The following is a 14,546-nucleotide window of genomic DNA, read 5'->3' as shown; positions in this document are numbered from 1 at the left end:
CAGCATCACCCGGGCAATTCCCGAAGCAGCAACACCAAACCGAACACCGGACCAGGACGGCGGCCAGGACAGCCACCAGAGCGGGGCGCAGCGGGCACGGCCTGGCGGCACGGGCGGGGCAGCGGGAACCCGCCGATGCCGGCGGACCGGGCAGCCGGTGCAACACGGCACCGCAACAAGCCCGAGCGGGTGCAGCCCTACATCGGTTGACTCCGTGCTCAGGGGCTGCCGCCCATCCGGCTGATGAGCCCGTCTCTGGTTATTCCGTGTTCCTGGCCCCAGGCCACGAGGCGGTCCAGATCTACGGGGTCGGGCAGCTCGTGCAGCGCTTCCTCCGCCTCCTCCGAGTATCCGGCTCTCTGCAGTGTGGCAATGACTTCGCTCCGGCTGTATTCCATGATGATCATCTCGTTCGTCGCAACCCCCGCACCTCCACTTTCAGCCTTGCTGCTGGCAAAGTCACGAGGGCCCACCCGGGCTCTGGACGGGGTCCTACCGTGCGCAGCGGGACGGCCTGGCGGCCGACCAGGACGGCGACCAGCGCCCCGGCAACCGACCAGCGGAGCGCGGCACCGGGCGACGCGGGCGGGCCGCCGAGGCCGGCCAACCGGCGCAGCCCGGTGCAACACACCCACCCGCCCCCGCTCCCGGCCACATAACACCTGATCAGAGCCGCAACCCAGCCCCGTGTTGCACCCCGCCGCAACACCGCGTCGCACCCCGCGTTGCGGTCGGCCACCCGGCCGCCGAACACCACCACCAGGACCAGGCCGCCGGGAAGGCCAGCCTTCCCGGCGGCCGCCACCGAGCAGCAACCGCAGCCCCGCCCCGACACCCTGTCGCACCCACCTGTCGCGCCCGGACCACACACAGGGGATCAGAGGTATCCGCCCACGTCACAGCACGCGACAGCACCCCACACGACAGGCGACGCGACAGCAGACGCGACAGCTCCCACCCACCACCAGAACGGCACCGGGACGGTCTCCACGGCGGCCTGACGGCCACCCAGCCGTCCAGCGAGCGGCGCAGCGGCGGACACGGCCCGGACGGCGGCGCAGCGAGGCAGGCAGGGCAGCACGGCGGGGCCGGGACCGGCGGCGGCAGGCACCCGGACGGCGCGGCCTGGACGGCAGGCCCGAGACGACGGCACCCAGCCCGGACGGCGGCGGCCGAGCAGGGGGCGCAGCAGGCCCGGGACGGCGGCGCAGCGACGCGGGCACGGCCACCGGGGACGGCGGACCCGGCCCGGACGAAACCGAACACCAACCCCCGCCACCACCCCCACCCCGCAAATCCGACCCAAATTCACACCACCACCAGCAACCAATCCGCCAAAACAACCGGGCGGAATACCCGGCGGAATTCACCCCCGAAAACAGCCCACAACACCGAGCCCACCCCCCCCAAGCAGGCCGACCCGCCCCCACCCTCACCCACCACCACACACAGTCACCAACCCCCGCCCCAAACACCCACCCCGCCACCACCCCGACAGGCACAACCAAAGGTCCAGACAACCCGGCCTCCTGGGCCATTTCACGCCCACCAACACCAACAGGTCACACCCTGCGGCCCCTCACCGGGTAGAGCTTGGCGTGCAGCACCCGGTCCTCCCACCACGGATCGTCCGCGGCGGAGACCAGGGCGGCCATCTGCTCGCGCTTGGTCGGGGCGGGCAGCACCAGCAGGCCCAAGTCCTTGACGGCGCGGTCCTGTTCGCACTGCGGGCACTCAAGCCGATCCGGGCTGGCCTTCTCGGTTAGCTCCAGCTTCGAGCCCTCCTTCCCGCCGATCGAGCCCCGGCACGTCCAGCACGGGCGCAGCGCGGCGTTGGCCGTGCGGGCGGCTTCCAGTTGCTCTTCGGCCTCCTGTTCCAGGCGCTCGGCGTGTTCCTGGTGGCAGGTCCAGCAGCGGCCGCCGGGTTGGCGGGTCCACTCCACGCGGCGGCCGTCGGGGCCGTAGTGCCAGGTGCTCTCCTCTTTGGGGACGTTGCCGCAGTCGGCGCAGGCGAGGGTGCGCATCCAATCTCGGTGCTCCTGGCGGGCTTTCTTCTCCCGGGCCTTCTGGCGCTGGTTGTAGGCGGCGCGGTTGTTCGGGTTCTCCAGGGCGTCGAGCAGGGAGTGCCGGCCGGGGCGGCCGTAGCGCCACCAGGCGGGGCCGAAGGGGCCGTGCTCGGCCAGCAGCTCCAGGGTGGTCGCGAGGATGGGCACAGCGTCGTCGTACTCGCGCCAGCCGTCGCCCTCGTTGTCATCTTGGGGCACTGTCCACCACTGCCCGCGCCAGATCTCGGCTGACAGGTCCGCCACGGCCTCCTGGCGGTTGGCCAGGGCGACGGGTCCGGCGCCGGTGACGACCAGGGCGACGGGCGGGTACCCGGCACGGGTGTGGCCGGGCCAGGTGCGGCGCCACCAGTGCACCGTACGGTCGGCCGGCTCCTGACCGGAGCGGGCCGGGTCGTTGTCGCGGACCCTGGTGCAGAACAGCTCGCGGTACCGAGGGAACTTCGCGGCGACGTCGGCCGCGGCCATGGTCGAGCGGTCGACCTCGACCATCAACACCGGCACCCCGATCTCCGGAGCCTGCCACACACCGTCCGGCCGCACCTTGCGCTTGCCGCCGGGCAGCAGGAACTCCACCTCGGTCGACCAGGACCGCACCGTGCCGACCCCGCCCGCGGCCCCGGGCGCGCTGCCGCCGAGGACGAACGCGGCGATCGTCTCGTTGACCGCCATCGCGTGCCGGGCACCGGAACGCCCGGCACCCCGAGCCGTTGAGCCCATCTCCGAGCGGACCATCCCGAGCACGGAGGCGGCCGCGTCCAGCCCGGCGGCGCCCTCCAGCCGCCAGGTCTTGTGCCGGTCCTTCGTGTTGCCGTCGGAGGCGACCAGGCCGTGCAGCGCGAGATCGCCCAGCGCCTGCCGGATCGCCTTGTTCGACGCCGCACCCGGGCGCAGCATGCGCTGAAGCTGGTCGGCAGTGGCGACCTTGAGAACGCCGAGCGCGCCGAGGACATCGGCCCGCAGCGCGGTGGTCGAGCCGTTGGGGTTGGCGGCGCCGCGCCGGTACGCGGTCCGTCCCGGCCGGGACGGCTGCGGCGGTTCGACGGCGTCGCCCTGGTCGTCGTTGTCGTCGGGCAGGGCAAGGCTCTGACGGGTGCTCACGGACGTCTCCCGAGGGTCGTGGTCGGCTGCTGCCTCTGAGGGATATCCGGCGCTCCCGACAGCCGCCAAGCCCGTTCCAGGCCCGCGCGCCGCACCCTCTCCAACCGCCCCTGATCCGGCCCCGCCGCCGCCCCCGACCAGCGAGCGGCCGGCACCAGCCGGACGCGAGAAAAGGAGAAGCCCACCGCAGGTGCAACAACCCGAACCGACCAACCGACAACGCCACAACCACAAACCAAAACCAAAAGCAGAAAGACGGGAGAAGAGGGTTGTCGGAATGCGGCGGCGGCCCGGATTCGGGCACTGACCTGCCCGTTCTCCCGCATCCGGCCCGGGGTGGCCGGTAGGGGCAGCGGAGGGGGAAACGGCAGGGGGAACGGAAGCGGTCCGGCAAACTCACCAGGGCCACCAAGTCATTGGTGAGTTTCCTTGATGGGCCACCAAGGAAACTCACCAAGGCACCTTGATGGTCATCCCAGCAGGTCAGAGACGTGCCGCTCGAGCCGCCGAGGGCCCCGAGGTCGGGACTGGTTGGCGGACGGGATTACGGACCGCATTTCGGACCGGTAAGAACGAGGGATACCTTGATGCCGGGAGTTATCAGATCGTTATGGACTACCAACCTTGATGGTGAGAAATCCGGTGAGTTTCGTGGGGTTCCATTCTCCGAGCACGGGATAAGCCCGCGCTTCGGAGTGAGGGAGCACATTCGTGCACGGGGATCTGGAGACCGACCACGACGTTCTGGTCACGCTTCACCGCTTCACGCTGGCGACCGCCGAGCAGCTCCACCAGCTGCACGGCGGCGCCGCCGGGATCAAGCAGACCCAGAAGCGCATGGCCCGGCTCCAGGCCGAGGGCCTGGCGGAGTTCGTGACCCTGCCGCAGGCCGGCCGGGCGAAGGCCTGGCACCTCACCGCGGCCGGCTCCGCCGTCACGGCCACCTTCCCCGAGGCCCTGCACCCGGCCGCGCCGGTGCCCGGATCGGAGAAGCCGGCGGTGCGGCACGGGCGCGAGCACCTGCTCGACGTCGGCCGGATCCACGCCGCCTTCGTCACCGACGCCCGCGCCCGCGGCGAGGCCTGCGGCCCGCTCGACCTCCTCCCCGCCCCGGAGCTGCCGGTCGAGAGCGGCGGGGTGTACCAGCCCGCCGCCCATCTCGCCTACACCGCCGGCACCGGGGACGAGCGGCACCGCCTGCGGGCGTTCGTCGAGCGCCACCGCCCAGGTGTCGGCGACGAGCAGACCGCGGCGCAGCTGGCAGCCTGCGCCGCCCTATGGGAGCAGACCAGCCCGGACGGCCGGGGCCGGGCGTGGGAGCGGCGCTGGCGGTCCTTCCCGCGACTGCTGGTCGTCCTGGTCGGCACGGCGGCCGCCGGAGTACGCGGCGCGGTGGCGGACCTGCGCCTGGCCGCCGAGGAGAACCCGACCGTCGCCGAGCTGCTGGCCGCCGTCCCGGCCGGCGCCGCCCGGATCGAGGACCTGGTCCAGCGCGGCCCGTCCGCCCCCATCTGGCACCCGATCAACGGCCGGGGCGTGCGGGCGTGCGGGTGGACGGAGCTGTAGCCGGTGGGCCGGGCGGGAACGGAGGAGGGCGAGCAGATTTCGATCCTCTGCTACAGCAAAGCAGCAGGTCAGAGTGCACATCTGACGCCATGAAGTCTCAGGACGCGATACCCGTCACTATCGTTGAACTCGACGGCATGGGCCAGCGCCAAAAAGGCGACGGCCCCCTGCGCCAACAGGGAGCCGTCTTCGCTACGGGACCAACGATCAAGTGGAGGCATCATCAGTACCAAGCACGAGCCTACGGGCATTTCGACGTCTGGGGAAACGCCCTCCGAGCCGGCCAGCCGCCGCGTGCGGCTGGGACGTCAGCTTCGGCGGACCATGGTCATCGGGTTCGCCAAGGGTGCATCGACGGCCGCGGGCGGGGCGCTCGTGAGCTGCCTTGTCCTGTGGGCCCAGCACCACTGAGCAAGTCCTCCCTCAGGAGCGCCAGCATCCGCGTTGGTGCTGGCGCTCCCTCCATCGACAGCCCACCGAGACGCGCCCGGGAGGGGAGAAGCCGTGCCCGCACCTCGTAAGCCCGTCGACCCGTCCGCCAGCCCCACTGTGAAACGGTTCGCTGCGTGCCTCGACGGGCTGGTCGCCAGCACCGGGATGAGTGTGGCGGATCTGGCGGAGGAGGCCGACCTCGCACGCTCGTCCCTGTACGAGGTGCTCGGTGGCAGGCGGGTACCGAACCAACGCTTCATCGACAGCCTTCTGGGAACACTGGAGCGCCACAGTTCCTGGCCGGAGAAGAAGCTGACGGTCGCGCTCCGACGCGCCGAGTCCCTGCACACGCGGCTCTCCAGCAAGCCCGCCAGGCCTCGACGACCGGCACCGCCCGTAGTGGTCGATGTCCTTCCTGAACAGACAGAGCTGGCCGAGGCGTTCATCGCCTTTCTCGACTATGTGGGCCAGCAAGGTGTGGACGTCGAACAACTCGCATGGACGTCACCACGATGGCTCAGCCGCTACGCGTGGGGCGACAGCATCCCCTCCTACTGGACGCTGTACTACCTCCGTCGGGAACTTGAGGATCGCGGTGTCAGCGACGTCCCCGAACAGATCAGCGTTCTCGCCCAGCTCACTTATGCCGCACGAACCGCCCGGGCAAAGGAACGCAGGTGGGCCCGGGTACTCGCGGGAGGGTCTCCGTAAGGCTCGCCCGGCCTCGAGCGGCGCAGGCGGCCCGTGTCCAGGGGAAGCGCGGGCCGCGACGGTCGGCCCGGTCTACCAGCGGGTGAGGTGCTCCCCCAGCGCCCGGCGCAGCAGGGCGAGGGCGCCTTCGGCGTTGGGGCAGCGCAGGGGTTCGCCGCTGGCGGCGTTGGCGACGATGCTGCTGTCGATCAGGGCGGTCCAGGTGCCGCGCTGGACGTCGTACTCCTCGATCCAGCCGACCGGGCGGCCGCCTTGCTGGAGTTCCTGGACGCCGGGGTGGTCGGGCCAGGTGAGGTGGACCAGGCCGTCGCCGAGCGAGGCACGGTGCGGGGCGCCGAGGCCGCGGGCGGAGGGTACGCTCCAGCCGGTCGGGCGCTTGAGGGCCAGGTTCTGCACGGCGGGCATCGCGCGCTCGGCGCGCAGCCGGTCGATGTGCGCGCGGTGCAGGACGTCCAGGGCCTGGCCGACGGAGCGGTGGGTGCGGGCCCCGCCGGCGGGATCGGTCAGGATGTCTGCGGCCTGGGCGTTCCGGTGCGCGGCGGCGATGTGCCCGGCCTGCCCCCACGGTCCGTCCGGCAGCGGCGCGGTCCAGCCGATCGACCGGCCCCGGTAGAGCAGCTGGTGGACATCCTCGGCCCGCGGGTCGTCCCAGGAGGCCAGCAGCCAGCCCTCACCGACCGTCAGGTCGAGGTCCTCAAGGCGGTCCGGCTCGCCGAACCGCACCGTCGGGATCGTGCACGCGGCGCGGCGCAGCGCTTCGAAGGCCTCCGCCCGCCGCTCGGCCGGGGCGGGTACGGCGACGGCGGTACGGATTTCGGCCCGGGCCGTTGCCCCGGGTGCGCCGGGGCCGGGCGCGGGGGCTGCATTTGCGGCTCGGGCCGTTTCTTGGGGCTTCGGCGCGGCCACGGTCGCGGGCGCATTTACGGCCCGGGCCGAAGACGCCAGGACGTGCGGGAAGACGCGGGCCAGGACGTCCGGGCGCATCAGGTCCTCCTCGGCCCGGCGCAGCTCCAGCTCGTCCCCGGTCAGCCCGGGCCAGCGGACCTCGTCGCGCGCGTCGGCCGCCGCCTCCCGCACACGGGCGTCCAGGCGCATGTAGTCCTGGTAGAACGCGTCGTACGCGGCCACCGGGTCGGTGTCCACCGCGGCGAAGAACACCCGGGCGGTGCTCTCCATCGCGGCGAGGTGGCCCAGCATCGCAGCCCGAGCGCCCTCCGGCGCCGGTGCCGGCTGCCCCGGGACCGTCCGGCCCGCCGCCTCGGCGGCGGCCTTGGCCTTGGCCTTCGCACGGGCCATCTTCGACTTGCACGAACGGGAGCAGTGGAGCGTGGGCCGACCCCGGCCGGACTCGGCGACCGGCACCGGCTTCCCGCAGCCCGGCCGCACGCACACCGGCGCGGCCGACCCCTCCGGCACGTCGAACAGCACGTCAGCGCAGGTAGCCGAATTACGGCCCGGGTCGTTACTCACGGTCGGAATCGTAACCTTGACGCCCACCCACACCCAGCCGATTACGGCCCGCGAGCCGTAAAGAAAGGGTGCCCGGCGGGTCGGCCGGAGCCGGGATTTCAGCGCGGGCCGATATTCCGGCGCGCCCAGCTGGCTACGGGTGCCCGGTGACCAGGCGCGACCCGGCGAGGACGTGGTCGCGCCAGAGGCCGGGGCCGGCACGCTCGCCGGCATCGAGGAGGACTCCGTCGCTGACGGCATGCCAGCCGCCAGCAGCACTCCGCTCGACCCACCCCACGATGTGTCCGCGGTCGAGGACCCAGTAGGCGCTGGTGTCCGCGGCACGGCCGGAGAGCTGCCATCCCGGGGCCAGGTCGAGGACGGGCTCGCAGCCGCCGAGGGTCAGGGTGAGCGGCGGGGTGAGCGCGGCCGACCCGGCCCGCTGAGCGGGGACGGCCGCCTCCCGGCCGGTGGCGAGAGCGGCCTGGTGCAGCAGGTCCCGGTGCAGGGCGGACAGGGCGGCGGTGAAACGCTCGGCCGTGGCTGCCGGGTCGAGGCCCGCGTCGAGGCCGTCGGCGAACTGCGTGGCGGTGTCGTGGACGGCGGCCAGCCGCAGGACCTCCCCCAGCGGGCCGTCCCGGTCGACGGCAGGGCGCACCGCCACGCGTGCGGCGGCGAGCCGCTGCTCGACGGCCGCGGCGCGACGGCTTCGGTACGCCTTCGACGAGCAGGAGCGCGAGCAGTAGGCCGGCCGCTGCCCCGCTCCCGGCTTCCGTAGCTTCGCCCCGCACACCAGACACGAGCCCGCCGAATCAGGCAGACCGTCAGAGTCCGCCACCCTGTGAATTCCGGCGGCCGCAGCGGCGACCTCCGCCTGGTGCGCCGCGTCGCTGCGCTGGCGAGCCGTACGCGACTTGCACGCCTGGCTGCAGTACGCCCTCGGCCTTCCGCGCCCCTTCGTCGTGATCGTCGCCCCGCACCCGCCACAGACCGCGGACTCCGCCCGCTCTTTCCTATCCGTAGTCACCACGACGCAGAGAGTATCTGGGCGATGGTCGGCGCAGCCGGCGGTTGCGCGGGCCGTCGCAGTCGCAGCACCAGGCGGTGCAGCACGCGCTGCTTCTGCACCGCGCCGGAAGCAGCAGGGTGTAGCAAGGGTCGCCTTGCTACACGCGGAGCAGCAGCACGCCCGGTGCAGCAAGGGCCGCCTTGCTGCACCCGTGACCGGGTGGGCGCTGCGGGGGTTGCACCGGCATGACGACTTCCCCGCTGTCCTGGCTGCCCTCCCCGACCGACCGGGCCGAGGACGAGCCCGACTCCGGGCCCGACGACCAGGCGCTCGGCCCCGTCCAGCTGGCCGCGCTCCACCGGGGCCGCGACGCCGGGGAGGCCGCGGCCGCGTGGGTGCGCGAGCTGGCCGGCCGCCAGGAGGACGAGCGCCACGCCCCGGCCCTGGAGCACGCGGCCGCGGGGATCGAGCGGGCCAGCCACCAGGAGGTGATCCCGGGCGGCGACGGCCAGCTGGCCGAGGAGCTGCGCTACTCGCTGGCCGCGGACGTGCTGCTCGGCGCCCCCCACACCGGCTCCCTGCCCGACCTCGCGCCGGGCGAGCGGCTGCCGCTGGTCGCGGTGTGCGCGCTCGCGGCCGCCATGCCGTCCTGCGTGCTCGGCGACCTGCCGCGCGAGCTCACCCTGCTCGCCGACGAACTGGACGCCGCCACCGCCGCCGGCCGCGCCGCCACCACGGCCACCGGCTGCGCCGGGTGAGCACCACCAGGCGCCGGGCACTCGGGCCCGGCGCCGCCCGGGTGCTGACCGACACCGTCCGGGCGCCCCGCACCCCGCCGCCGTGGTCGCCGGCCGCCGTCGAAGGCGCCCTGCACGCCGTGCTGGAGGAGTTCAACCGGACCGCCGAGCCGTGGCGGGAGGCCTTCGAGGACCTGGACGAGGACGCCCTCGCCGAGACCGCCGCCGAGGCCCGTACCTTCGGCACCGATCCGGCCCGCGCCGTCGACGAGCTGGTGCGCGGCCTGTTCGGGCAGCTGGCCGACTGGCAGGCCGCGATCGGCGAGCTCGGCCGGGCACTCACCGCGGCCGCGCAGGACCGGCCGCTGCCGGACTGGGCCGCCGACACCGGCCGCACCGAGGACGTCCGCTGGCGCCAGGCCCGCCAGGCACTGCTCGAAGCCGTCGCCCGCCACCACCACGGCCCCCTGCCCGACGAGGAACCCGACGACCGACCGTGGTGATCACCGGTACCCGGGGAACGGGAGAATGGGCCGGGTGACCATTACTCAGCCCCTGCCCCGCGGCATCAGCGCCCTGATCCCCGACGCCCGCGCCCAGGCCACCCCCGGCGAGCGCGCCGCCACCCAGCTCCTCCACCTGCGCACGGTCGAGGTCCCCCTCCCGCTCCTGGCGGCCGCCGCCGAGCTGATCGCCCCCCAGCTGAAGAACGAAGACCCGATCACCCGCGAAGCCGCCGCCGCTGTCCACGCCCGCCTGACCGCCGTCATCGAGGACGCCGCGCCGGAGCGGTAGCCGCCCGTCCTCCGTGGGGGGATGCGTTCCGCGCGGGCCCGGCCGGTGGGAGGCCGCTCACGCGCGGCCCGCCCGCCGGGTGTGTTCCAGGATGGCGGTGCGCTGGGCCGGGGCGTGGCTCCACTCGGCGGTGGCCGACCCGATCTCGTCGAACTGCCCGGCCAGCAGCAGCACCAGCAACGCGGCCAGGGCGTCCGGGTCGGCGAGGACCGGCACCGGCAGCGGCTCGGCGTCCTCCTCGTCCCACAGCGGGTCGCTCCGCTCGTCGAGCGGCAGGTAGCACCAGCCGCGTTCGGTCCAGGACAGCTGGAGTCCGTGCTGCCAGTGCTCCGGGTCGGGGGTGCGCGGCACCGTGCCGTCGGGCCGGGGCGCGGGCTGGTAGGGCCGGTAGTAGTAGTCGGCCCGCAGGCCGAAGTCGGTCTCGTCCATGTACCACTCGACCGGTTCGGCGCCTGCGGCGACGAGCGCCTGGTGGACGGCCTGGGCGTACTGGACGTGCGGCAGCCGTTCGGCGCCGGCTGTCGGCGGGGCGAAGTAGGTCACCGGGCGGTTCCCGTCCGACCGACGGTGCAGGCGTCCCGGACGGCCCGGCCGAACGCGTCGCACAGGTCCTCGGCGAGGCGGCGGGCTGCGTCGCCCACGGCGGCACGTGACCGGGCGAGAAGGTCGGCGGTCGTATCGGCCCCGATGGTGCGGACGTCGTCGGCGAGCCGGCGAAGGGCCGTGCCGGCAGCGGTGCGTGTGTCGTCCGCGGTGCCGCGGGCTGCGGATCCGGCGACGGCCAGGACCCGGGGACCGCAGGCGGTCCACGCGGCGCGGGCGAGCTGCTCGCCGAGGGCGGCCACCGCGAGGGTGGCGAGATCAGGGGATGCGGCATCGGGCCGCTTCGTCGTCATGCCCGGAACCTAGCGGCGGAAGGGAAGGAGAACGACGGTTCTCCTTCTCTCTTCTCCTCGCCGACAAGGTCCGAACCACAGCGCCGAACTGAGCGATCAAGCTCACCTGGCAAACGGTCAAGAAGCGAAGCACCGCAAGCACCGTAGGAGATCATGCCGGGTATGACCGCCGAACTGATCACCTGGCTGCGCGAGCAGATCGACGCTGACGAAGCGGCAGCCGCAGCCCGTCCCGAGTCGTGGCTCCCCGAAGGGCTTTCCGCCGACAACCCGCTCGCCGCGCTCTACTCACCGGCCCGCACCACCGCCATGCGCCGCGACCTGCTCGCTGCCTGGCGCGACCCAGAACACGCTGGCCGCGAGGACCACGACAGCCACCGTAGTGACTGGTCGCTGCGAGTCCTCGCAGCGACCGCCTACTCCGATCGCCCGGGATACCGCCAAGAGTGGACCCCTACCGACGGTGAGCCGGCCTGACGCCGTCGACTCCGCCAGTGAAATCGGACACCTGAGACACGGGTTGGGGCAGCCCCCGTCCCAGCCCGATCGGCCCGCCCGCAGAAGCCACACCTACAGGTGCGGGCCCACCCGCAGCACCGTGACCGTGCCGCCGTCGTGGCCGCCGCACGCCCAGGCCCAGTGGATCCGCCAGGCGCCCGGCCCCTGGTCGATGTAGGACGTCCACGCCGCCGTGCCGCGGTGGCCGGGCAGGACCGCATAGCGGTGGCTGCGCAGGCCCGGGTGGTGCGGGTCTGTGGCCAGGTGCTCCAGCGCCCGGTGGACCCGGCGCAGCCTGCGCGGGTCGGCGCGGCGTCCTTTCTCCAGGCGGGCGAGGGTCCGGGCGGCGTCGGGGGTGTAGTGCAGCGTCGGCATCGGTCTCCTTCGTCAGGGCATGCGGAAGGGCCCGTCGCCCCCGGTCTGCGGGGGGAAATGACGGGCCCTTGGCGGGTCGTGCGGACGTGCTGGTCGTCGGGTGGTCGGGTGCCGATCGTGGTGGCCGTCGGGCCGACGGCCATCGCCTCGGACCGGATATATGGGCCGATGCGGAATCAGTGCACCGATGCTCCGAATGTGGGTCAGTCCTGCAAGTAGGTCCCACAACGCTTTCGGGTGAGCAGATCTGAATACCGCCCACACTGGAGAGGCCCGCGGGCTACGGTGCCGGCCATGACCACCACCACAGGGCCCGTCATCGCCACGGCCAAGGTCGGACAGCGCGGCCGGCTCGTCCTGCCCACCCAGATCCAGCGCGCCGCACGCATCACCGAGGGCGCCCTGGTCGCCATCCGGACCGCCGACGACGGCACCATCACCATCGAGCCGCTCTGGGCCGTACGGGACCGGTTCCGCTCCACCGTCGAACCGCTGCTCACCGGCCACCTGCCGACCAGCCCCGCCCGCCTGCTCACCGGCGGCCACCCCTTCCCCGAGAACGAGAACCCCGGCCCGCTGCCGGCCGCGCTGCGCCCCCTGCCGGACAGCGCCCGGATCTCACCCCTCGGCGATCAGCGGGTGGTGTTCACCGCCCGCGCCGTCCTCGCGTGGATCAGCGGCGGGCCCGGCTCCCGGGCGGCCTCCTGGCTCGGCCAGGCCGTGCTGCCCGAGCCCGCCGTCACCGAACTCGTCACCGTCCTCGCCCGCGCGGGCGCTCACGACCGGGCCGACGCCGTGCTGGCGGAGCTCGCGGTCGTCGGAGTGCACCAGCCGGGCCCCGCCAAGCACCGCACCACCCTCGCCGCCGACACCGCCCACGCCCTGGAGCTCACCGCCCAGGCATCCGTCGCCGGCGTCGACCTGACGATGCCGGACGCGCTGTGCGCGGCCGCCGCCCACCGGCTCGGCCTCCCCCTGCTCGCCGCCGACCTGCTGCCCGCCGAAGAAGGCGCTGCGACAGCGGTCGAAGAGGCGGAGCAGGGCCGGGAGCGGGAGCCAGCAGCCGAACAGGCGTAAGCGCCGGCGACCCGGCTCGACCCCGCGCCGGTGGCCGAGGCCCTTCGTGATCGGAGCGCGAGGGACACCCCGGCCGGAACCGCGCTAGCCGTACTGACCACGCCGCCGACCACGCGGCGCGCCTCTACCCGGTCACTCCTCACTCCGCGCGTCGTCGGCGTCCGGCGGCAGTCCCGCGATCCGGGCGAGGCGGCAGGTGGCCTGGGCGACCATCGCGAACGCCGACGTCAGGGACTCGTCGACCATCGGAACGCCCGAGCCGTCGCCGAACGACGGGGCGTAGTGATAGGCCACCATCGCCACCGCGGCGCTGACCAGATCGCGCGCGGCGGCCAGGGCCTCGAATCCCGGGGCCTGCTCGTCCGGCCCGGCCGGCTCAAGTCCCCGACGAGCAGGCCGATCCGCAGCACCACCAGCAGCCGCTCAGCGTCGCCGCGAGGGGCATCACCGCGGCCACGACCTCGCCCCGGACCGACCCGTACGCGGTACGCAGCGCCTCGATGGCCGCGCCGGCCTGATCGGCGTCCATCTCGGCACCGCCCAGGTGCGCCTCGGCCGCGCCCAGCAGGGCGGTGGCCAGCTTGACGGCGCGCGTGGCGTCGTCGGTGACCTGGTCGGGCCGCCAAGCGGCGCCCAGCACGACGAGGGCGTCGCTCAGCTGCCCGACGTGTTCCACCTCGCGGCCGGCCACCCGCAGCCCCCTTCCGTCGCCGAGCCCGTGTGCCCTCCAGGGTGGTCCGCCGGCGCCCGGGGCAAGCAGGGGCCGCGCCGGATTCACCTCAATCGATGATGCCGGTCGCGCCGTCGTCCTCGTGCAGGATCCGCCACAGCTGCAGTCGAACGGTGCGTCCCCAGCTCCACGCTTCGGTGTGGCCGATGGTGGCGCCGTGCTCGGTGCGCAGCCATGGCCGCTGGTCGGCGGTGTTGGTCGTCATCTTTTCCCCGGTCCGCTGGTCGGTGAGCAGGTCAGCGCAGAGGCCGGGTCCGCTGCCCGGCGACCGGATTCCGCTGCGAGCGCCCGGTCGGGCGGGCGCGGGGTGCAGGCGGCCGGGTCCCGGGGAGACAGGGGGTGGGCCGCGGGGCCCGGCCGGTGGGAGGCCAGCAGCGCCGGGGTCACGGCGCGGCTGCTCTGCTCGACGGCCTGGTGGTGCTGTGGTGGGGCCGCCGTGGCGGGAATGCTAGACCCGCCGGTCGGCGGGTGGCCAGGGCTTTGACCTGGGTTTTTTCGGCCGCGAACATGCCATCTCGGGCCCAGGTACCCGGGCGCAGCGGGACCTGGGCGAGGCAGGCCTCGGCCGAGCGGTCCGCCGCTCAGGCAGTGGCCGCTTCAGCCTCGCTGATGCGCTTGTGCAGTGCGGTCAGGAACTTCGGGTACCGGCCGTCGGCCCTGGCGTCGGCGAAGGCCGGATGCTCGCCCGCCTTCGTCCAGGCGGTGCGGGCTTCCTCCCGCAGCTGCCGGAGCCGCTCGGTGAGATCCGGCGGCCAAAACGAGGCGGCCGGCCCGTCCTGTATGCCGTCCGCCGGCGGATCGGCCGGCCAGCACAGCCGCTCCAGCCACTGCTCCGGAGCGGGGAATCTTGTACGGGCCTCCGCCGCAGTCTCGGCGGTGAACTCCTCAACCGCGCGCTGCGCGGCCCGGGCCGCCAGCTGCAGAGCGATCAGGTCGTCGGGAACAGTGATGTCATCAGGCACAGGAGAAGAGCCTACGGGGCAGGAAGCCCCGCTGGAGAGGCGCAGCGCGGCCGGGTCCCGGGGAGACAGGGGGTGGGCCGCGGGACCCGGCCGGTGGGAGGCCAGCAGCGCCGGGGGCCGGGGACGTCAAAGGGGATGTGCTTCG

The 14,546-nt window shown here is 73.6% G+C and carries 18 protein-coding genes; 7 read left to right on the top strand and 11 right to left on the bottom strand.

What is annotated here, in order from left to right; translation table 11 throughout:
* Nucleotides 1-218 precede the first annotated feature (218 nt).
* Together ACWGJO_RS33075 and ACWGJO_RS33070 are read right to left on the bottom strand one after the other, a co-directional pair.
* The gene (locus ACWGJO_RS33075; protein WP_188306456.1) at nt 219-407 is read right to left on the bottom strand and encodes a hypothetical protein; all 189 of its coding nucleotides are present in this window, start codon (nt 405-407) and stop codon (nt 219-221) included.
* A gap of 1,155 nt (nt 408-1,562) precedes the next feature.
* Nucleotides 1,563-3,164 carry a replication-relaxation family protein gene (locus ACWGJO_RS33070; RefSeq protein ID WP_452189431.1) on the bottom strand — a complete coding sequence of 534 codons (1,602 nt, stop codon included), beginning with the start codon at nt 3,162-3,164 and terminating at the stop codon, nt 1,563-1,565.
* A 711-nt stretch (nt 3,165-3,875) separates the two neighbouring features.
* On the opposite strand from ACWGJO_RS33070, the gene ACWGJO_RS33065 reads away from it, so the two are divergent.
* Both ACWGJO_RS33065 and ACWGJO_RS33060 read left to right on the top strand, forming a co-directional pair.
* A complete protein-coding gene (locus ACWGJO_RS33065; protein WP_452189429.1) occupies nt 3,876-4,730 on the top strand; it encodes a replication-relaxation family protein in 855 nt (284 codons plus the stop codon).
* Between the two features lie 504 nt (nt 4,731-5,234).
* Entirely contained in the window at nt 5,235-5,873 is a 639-nt protein-coding gene (locus tag ACWGJO_RS33060; protein WP_452189427.1) for a helix-turn-helix domain-containing protein, read from the top strand.
* Between the two features lie 72 nt (nt 5,874-5,945).
* On the opposite strand, the gene ACWGJO_RS33055 is transcribed toward ACWGJO_RS33060, so the two are convergent.
* Together ACWGJO_RS33055 and ACWGJO_RS33050 are read right to left on the bottom strand one after the other, a co-directional pair.
* Nucleotides 5,946-7,169 (bottom strand): hypothetical protein, encoded by a 1,224-nt coding sequence (locus ACWGJO_RS33055; protein WP_452189425.1) that lies wholly within the window; start codon nt 7,167-7,169, stop codon nt 5,946-5,948.
* A 307-nt stretch (nt 7,170-7,476) separates the two neighbouring features.
* Nucleotides 7,477-7,986, bottom strand: coding sequence for a hypothetical protein (locus ACWGJO_RS33050; protein ID WP_452189423.1), 510 nt, complete (start codon nt 7,984-7,986; stop codon nt 7,477-7,479).
* A gap of 590 nt (nt 7,987-8,576) precedes the next feature.
* Here ACWGJO_RS33050 and ACWGJO_RS33045 point away from each other — a divergent pair.
* From ACWGJO_RS33045 to ACWGJO_RS33035, 3 genes are read left to right on the top strand one after another with little or no spacing between them, the layout of a single operon-like run.
* Nucleotides 8,577-9,089 (top strand): hypothetical protein, encoded by a 513-nt coding sequence (locus ACWGJO_RS33045; RefSeq protein ID WP_452189421.1) that lies wholly within the window; start codon nt 8,577-8,579, stop codon nt 9,087-9,089.
* Complete coding sequence (locus ACWGJO_RS33040) at nt 9,086-9,571, top strand: hypothetical protein (RefSeq protein WP_452189419.1); 486 nt, start codon at nt 9,086-9,088, stop codon at nt 9,569-9,571. The genes ACWGJO_RS33045 and ACWGJO_RS33040 overlap by 4 nt, the downstream gene beginning before the upstream one ends.
* Nucleotides 9,572-9,605: 34 nt before the next feature.
* Nucleotides 9,606-9,863, top strand: coding sequence for a hypothetical protein (locus tag ACWGJO_RS33035; RefSeq protein WP_452189417.1), 258 nt, complete (start codon nt 9,606-9,608; stop codon nt 9,861-9,863).
* Between the two features lie 57 nt (nt 9,864-9,920).
* On the opposite strand, the gene ACWGJO_RS33030 is transcribed toward ACWGJO_RS33035, so the two are convergent.
* Nucleotides 9,921-10,406, bottom strand: coding sequence for a hypothetical protein (locus ACWGJO_RS33030; RefSeq protein WP_452189415.1), 486 nt, complete (start codon nt 10,404-10,406; stop codon nt 9,921-9,923).
* Nucleotides 10,403-10,759, bottom strand: coding sequence for a hypothetical protein (locus ACWGJO_RS33025; RefSeq protein ID WP_452189413.1), 357 nt, complete (start codon nt 10,757-10,759; stop codon nt 10,403-10,405). The genes ACWGJO_RS33030 and ACWGJO_RS33025 overlap by 4 nt, the downstream gene beginning before the upstream one ends.
* A gap of 162 nt (nt 10,760-10,921) precedes the next feature.
* On the opposite strand from ACWGJO_RS33025, the gene ACWGJO_RS33020 reads away from it, so the two are divergent.
* Nucleotides 10,922-11,236 (top strand): DUF6221 family protein, encoded by a 315-nt coding sequence (locus ACWGJO_RS33020; RefSeq protein ID WP_452189411.1) that lies wholly within the window; start codon nt 10,922-10,924, stop codon nt 11,234-11,236.
* A 93-nt stretch (nt 11,237-11,329) separates the two neighbouring features.
* Here the strand turns inward: ACWGJO_RS33020 and ACWGJO_RS33015 are convergent, their stop codons facing one another.
* On the bottom strand, nt 11,330-11,632 hold the full coding sequence (locus ACWGJO_RS33015) for a hypothetical protein (protein ID WP_452189409.1): 303 nt from the start codon (nt 11,630-11,632) through the stop codon (nt 11,330-11,332).
* A gap of 294 nt (nt 11,633-11,926) precedes the next feature.
* On the opposite strand from ACWGJO_RS33015, the gene ACWGJO_RS33010 reads away from it, so the two are divergent.
* Nucleotides 11,927-12,709, top strand: a complete 783-nt coding sequence (locus ACWGJO_RS33010; RefSeq protein ID WP_452189407.1) for an AbrB/MazE/SpoVT family DNA-binding domain-containing protein — start codon at nt 11,927-11,929, stop codon at nt 12,707-12,709.
* A gap of 132 nt (nt 12,710-12,841) precedes the next feature.
* Here the strand turns inward: ACWGJO_RS33010 and ACWGJO_RS33005 are convergent, their stop codons facing one another.
* From ACWGJO_RS33005 to ACWGJO_RS32990, 4 genes are all read right to left on the bottom strand, one after another.
* Nucleotides 12,842-13,006 (bottom strand): hypothetical protein, encoded by a 165-nt coding sequence (locus ACWGJO_RS33005; protein ID WP_452189405.1) that lies wholly within the window; start codon nt 13,004-13,006, stop codon nt 12,842-12,844.
* Nucleotides 13,007-13,085: 79 nt separating this feature from the next.
* Nucleotides 13,086-13,400 carry a hypothetical protein gene (locus tag ACWGJO_RS33000; protein WP_452189403.1) on the bottom strand — a complete coding sequence of 105 codons (315 nt, stop codon included), beginning with the start codon at nt 13,398-13,400 and terminating at the stop codon, nt 13,086-13,088.
* A gap of 88 nt (nt 13,401-13,488) precedes the next feature.
* Nucleotides 13,489-13,644, bottom strand: coding sequence for a hypothetical protein (locus tag ACWGJO_RS32995; RefSeq protein ID WP_452189401.1), 156 nt, complete (start codon nt 13,642-13,644; stop codon nt 13,489-13,491).
* Nucleotides 13,645-14,020: 376 nt separating this feature from the next.
* Nucleotides 14,021-14,401 carry a hypothetical protein gene (locus tag ACWGJO_RS32990; protein ID WP_452189399.1) on the bottom strand — a complete coding sequence of 127 codons (381 nt, stop codon included), beginning with the start codon at nt 14,399-14,401 and terminating at the stop codon, nt 14,021-14,023.
* Nucleotides 14,402-14,546 lie beyond the last annotated feature (145 nt).

Source organism: Kitasatospora sp. NPDC054795, assembly GCF_053611565.1.
Note: the sequence above shows the minus strand (reverse complement) of the source record. Positions and strands in the feature narration are given on the sequence as shown.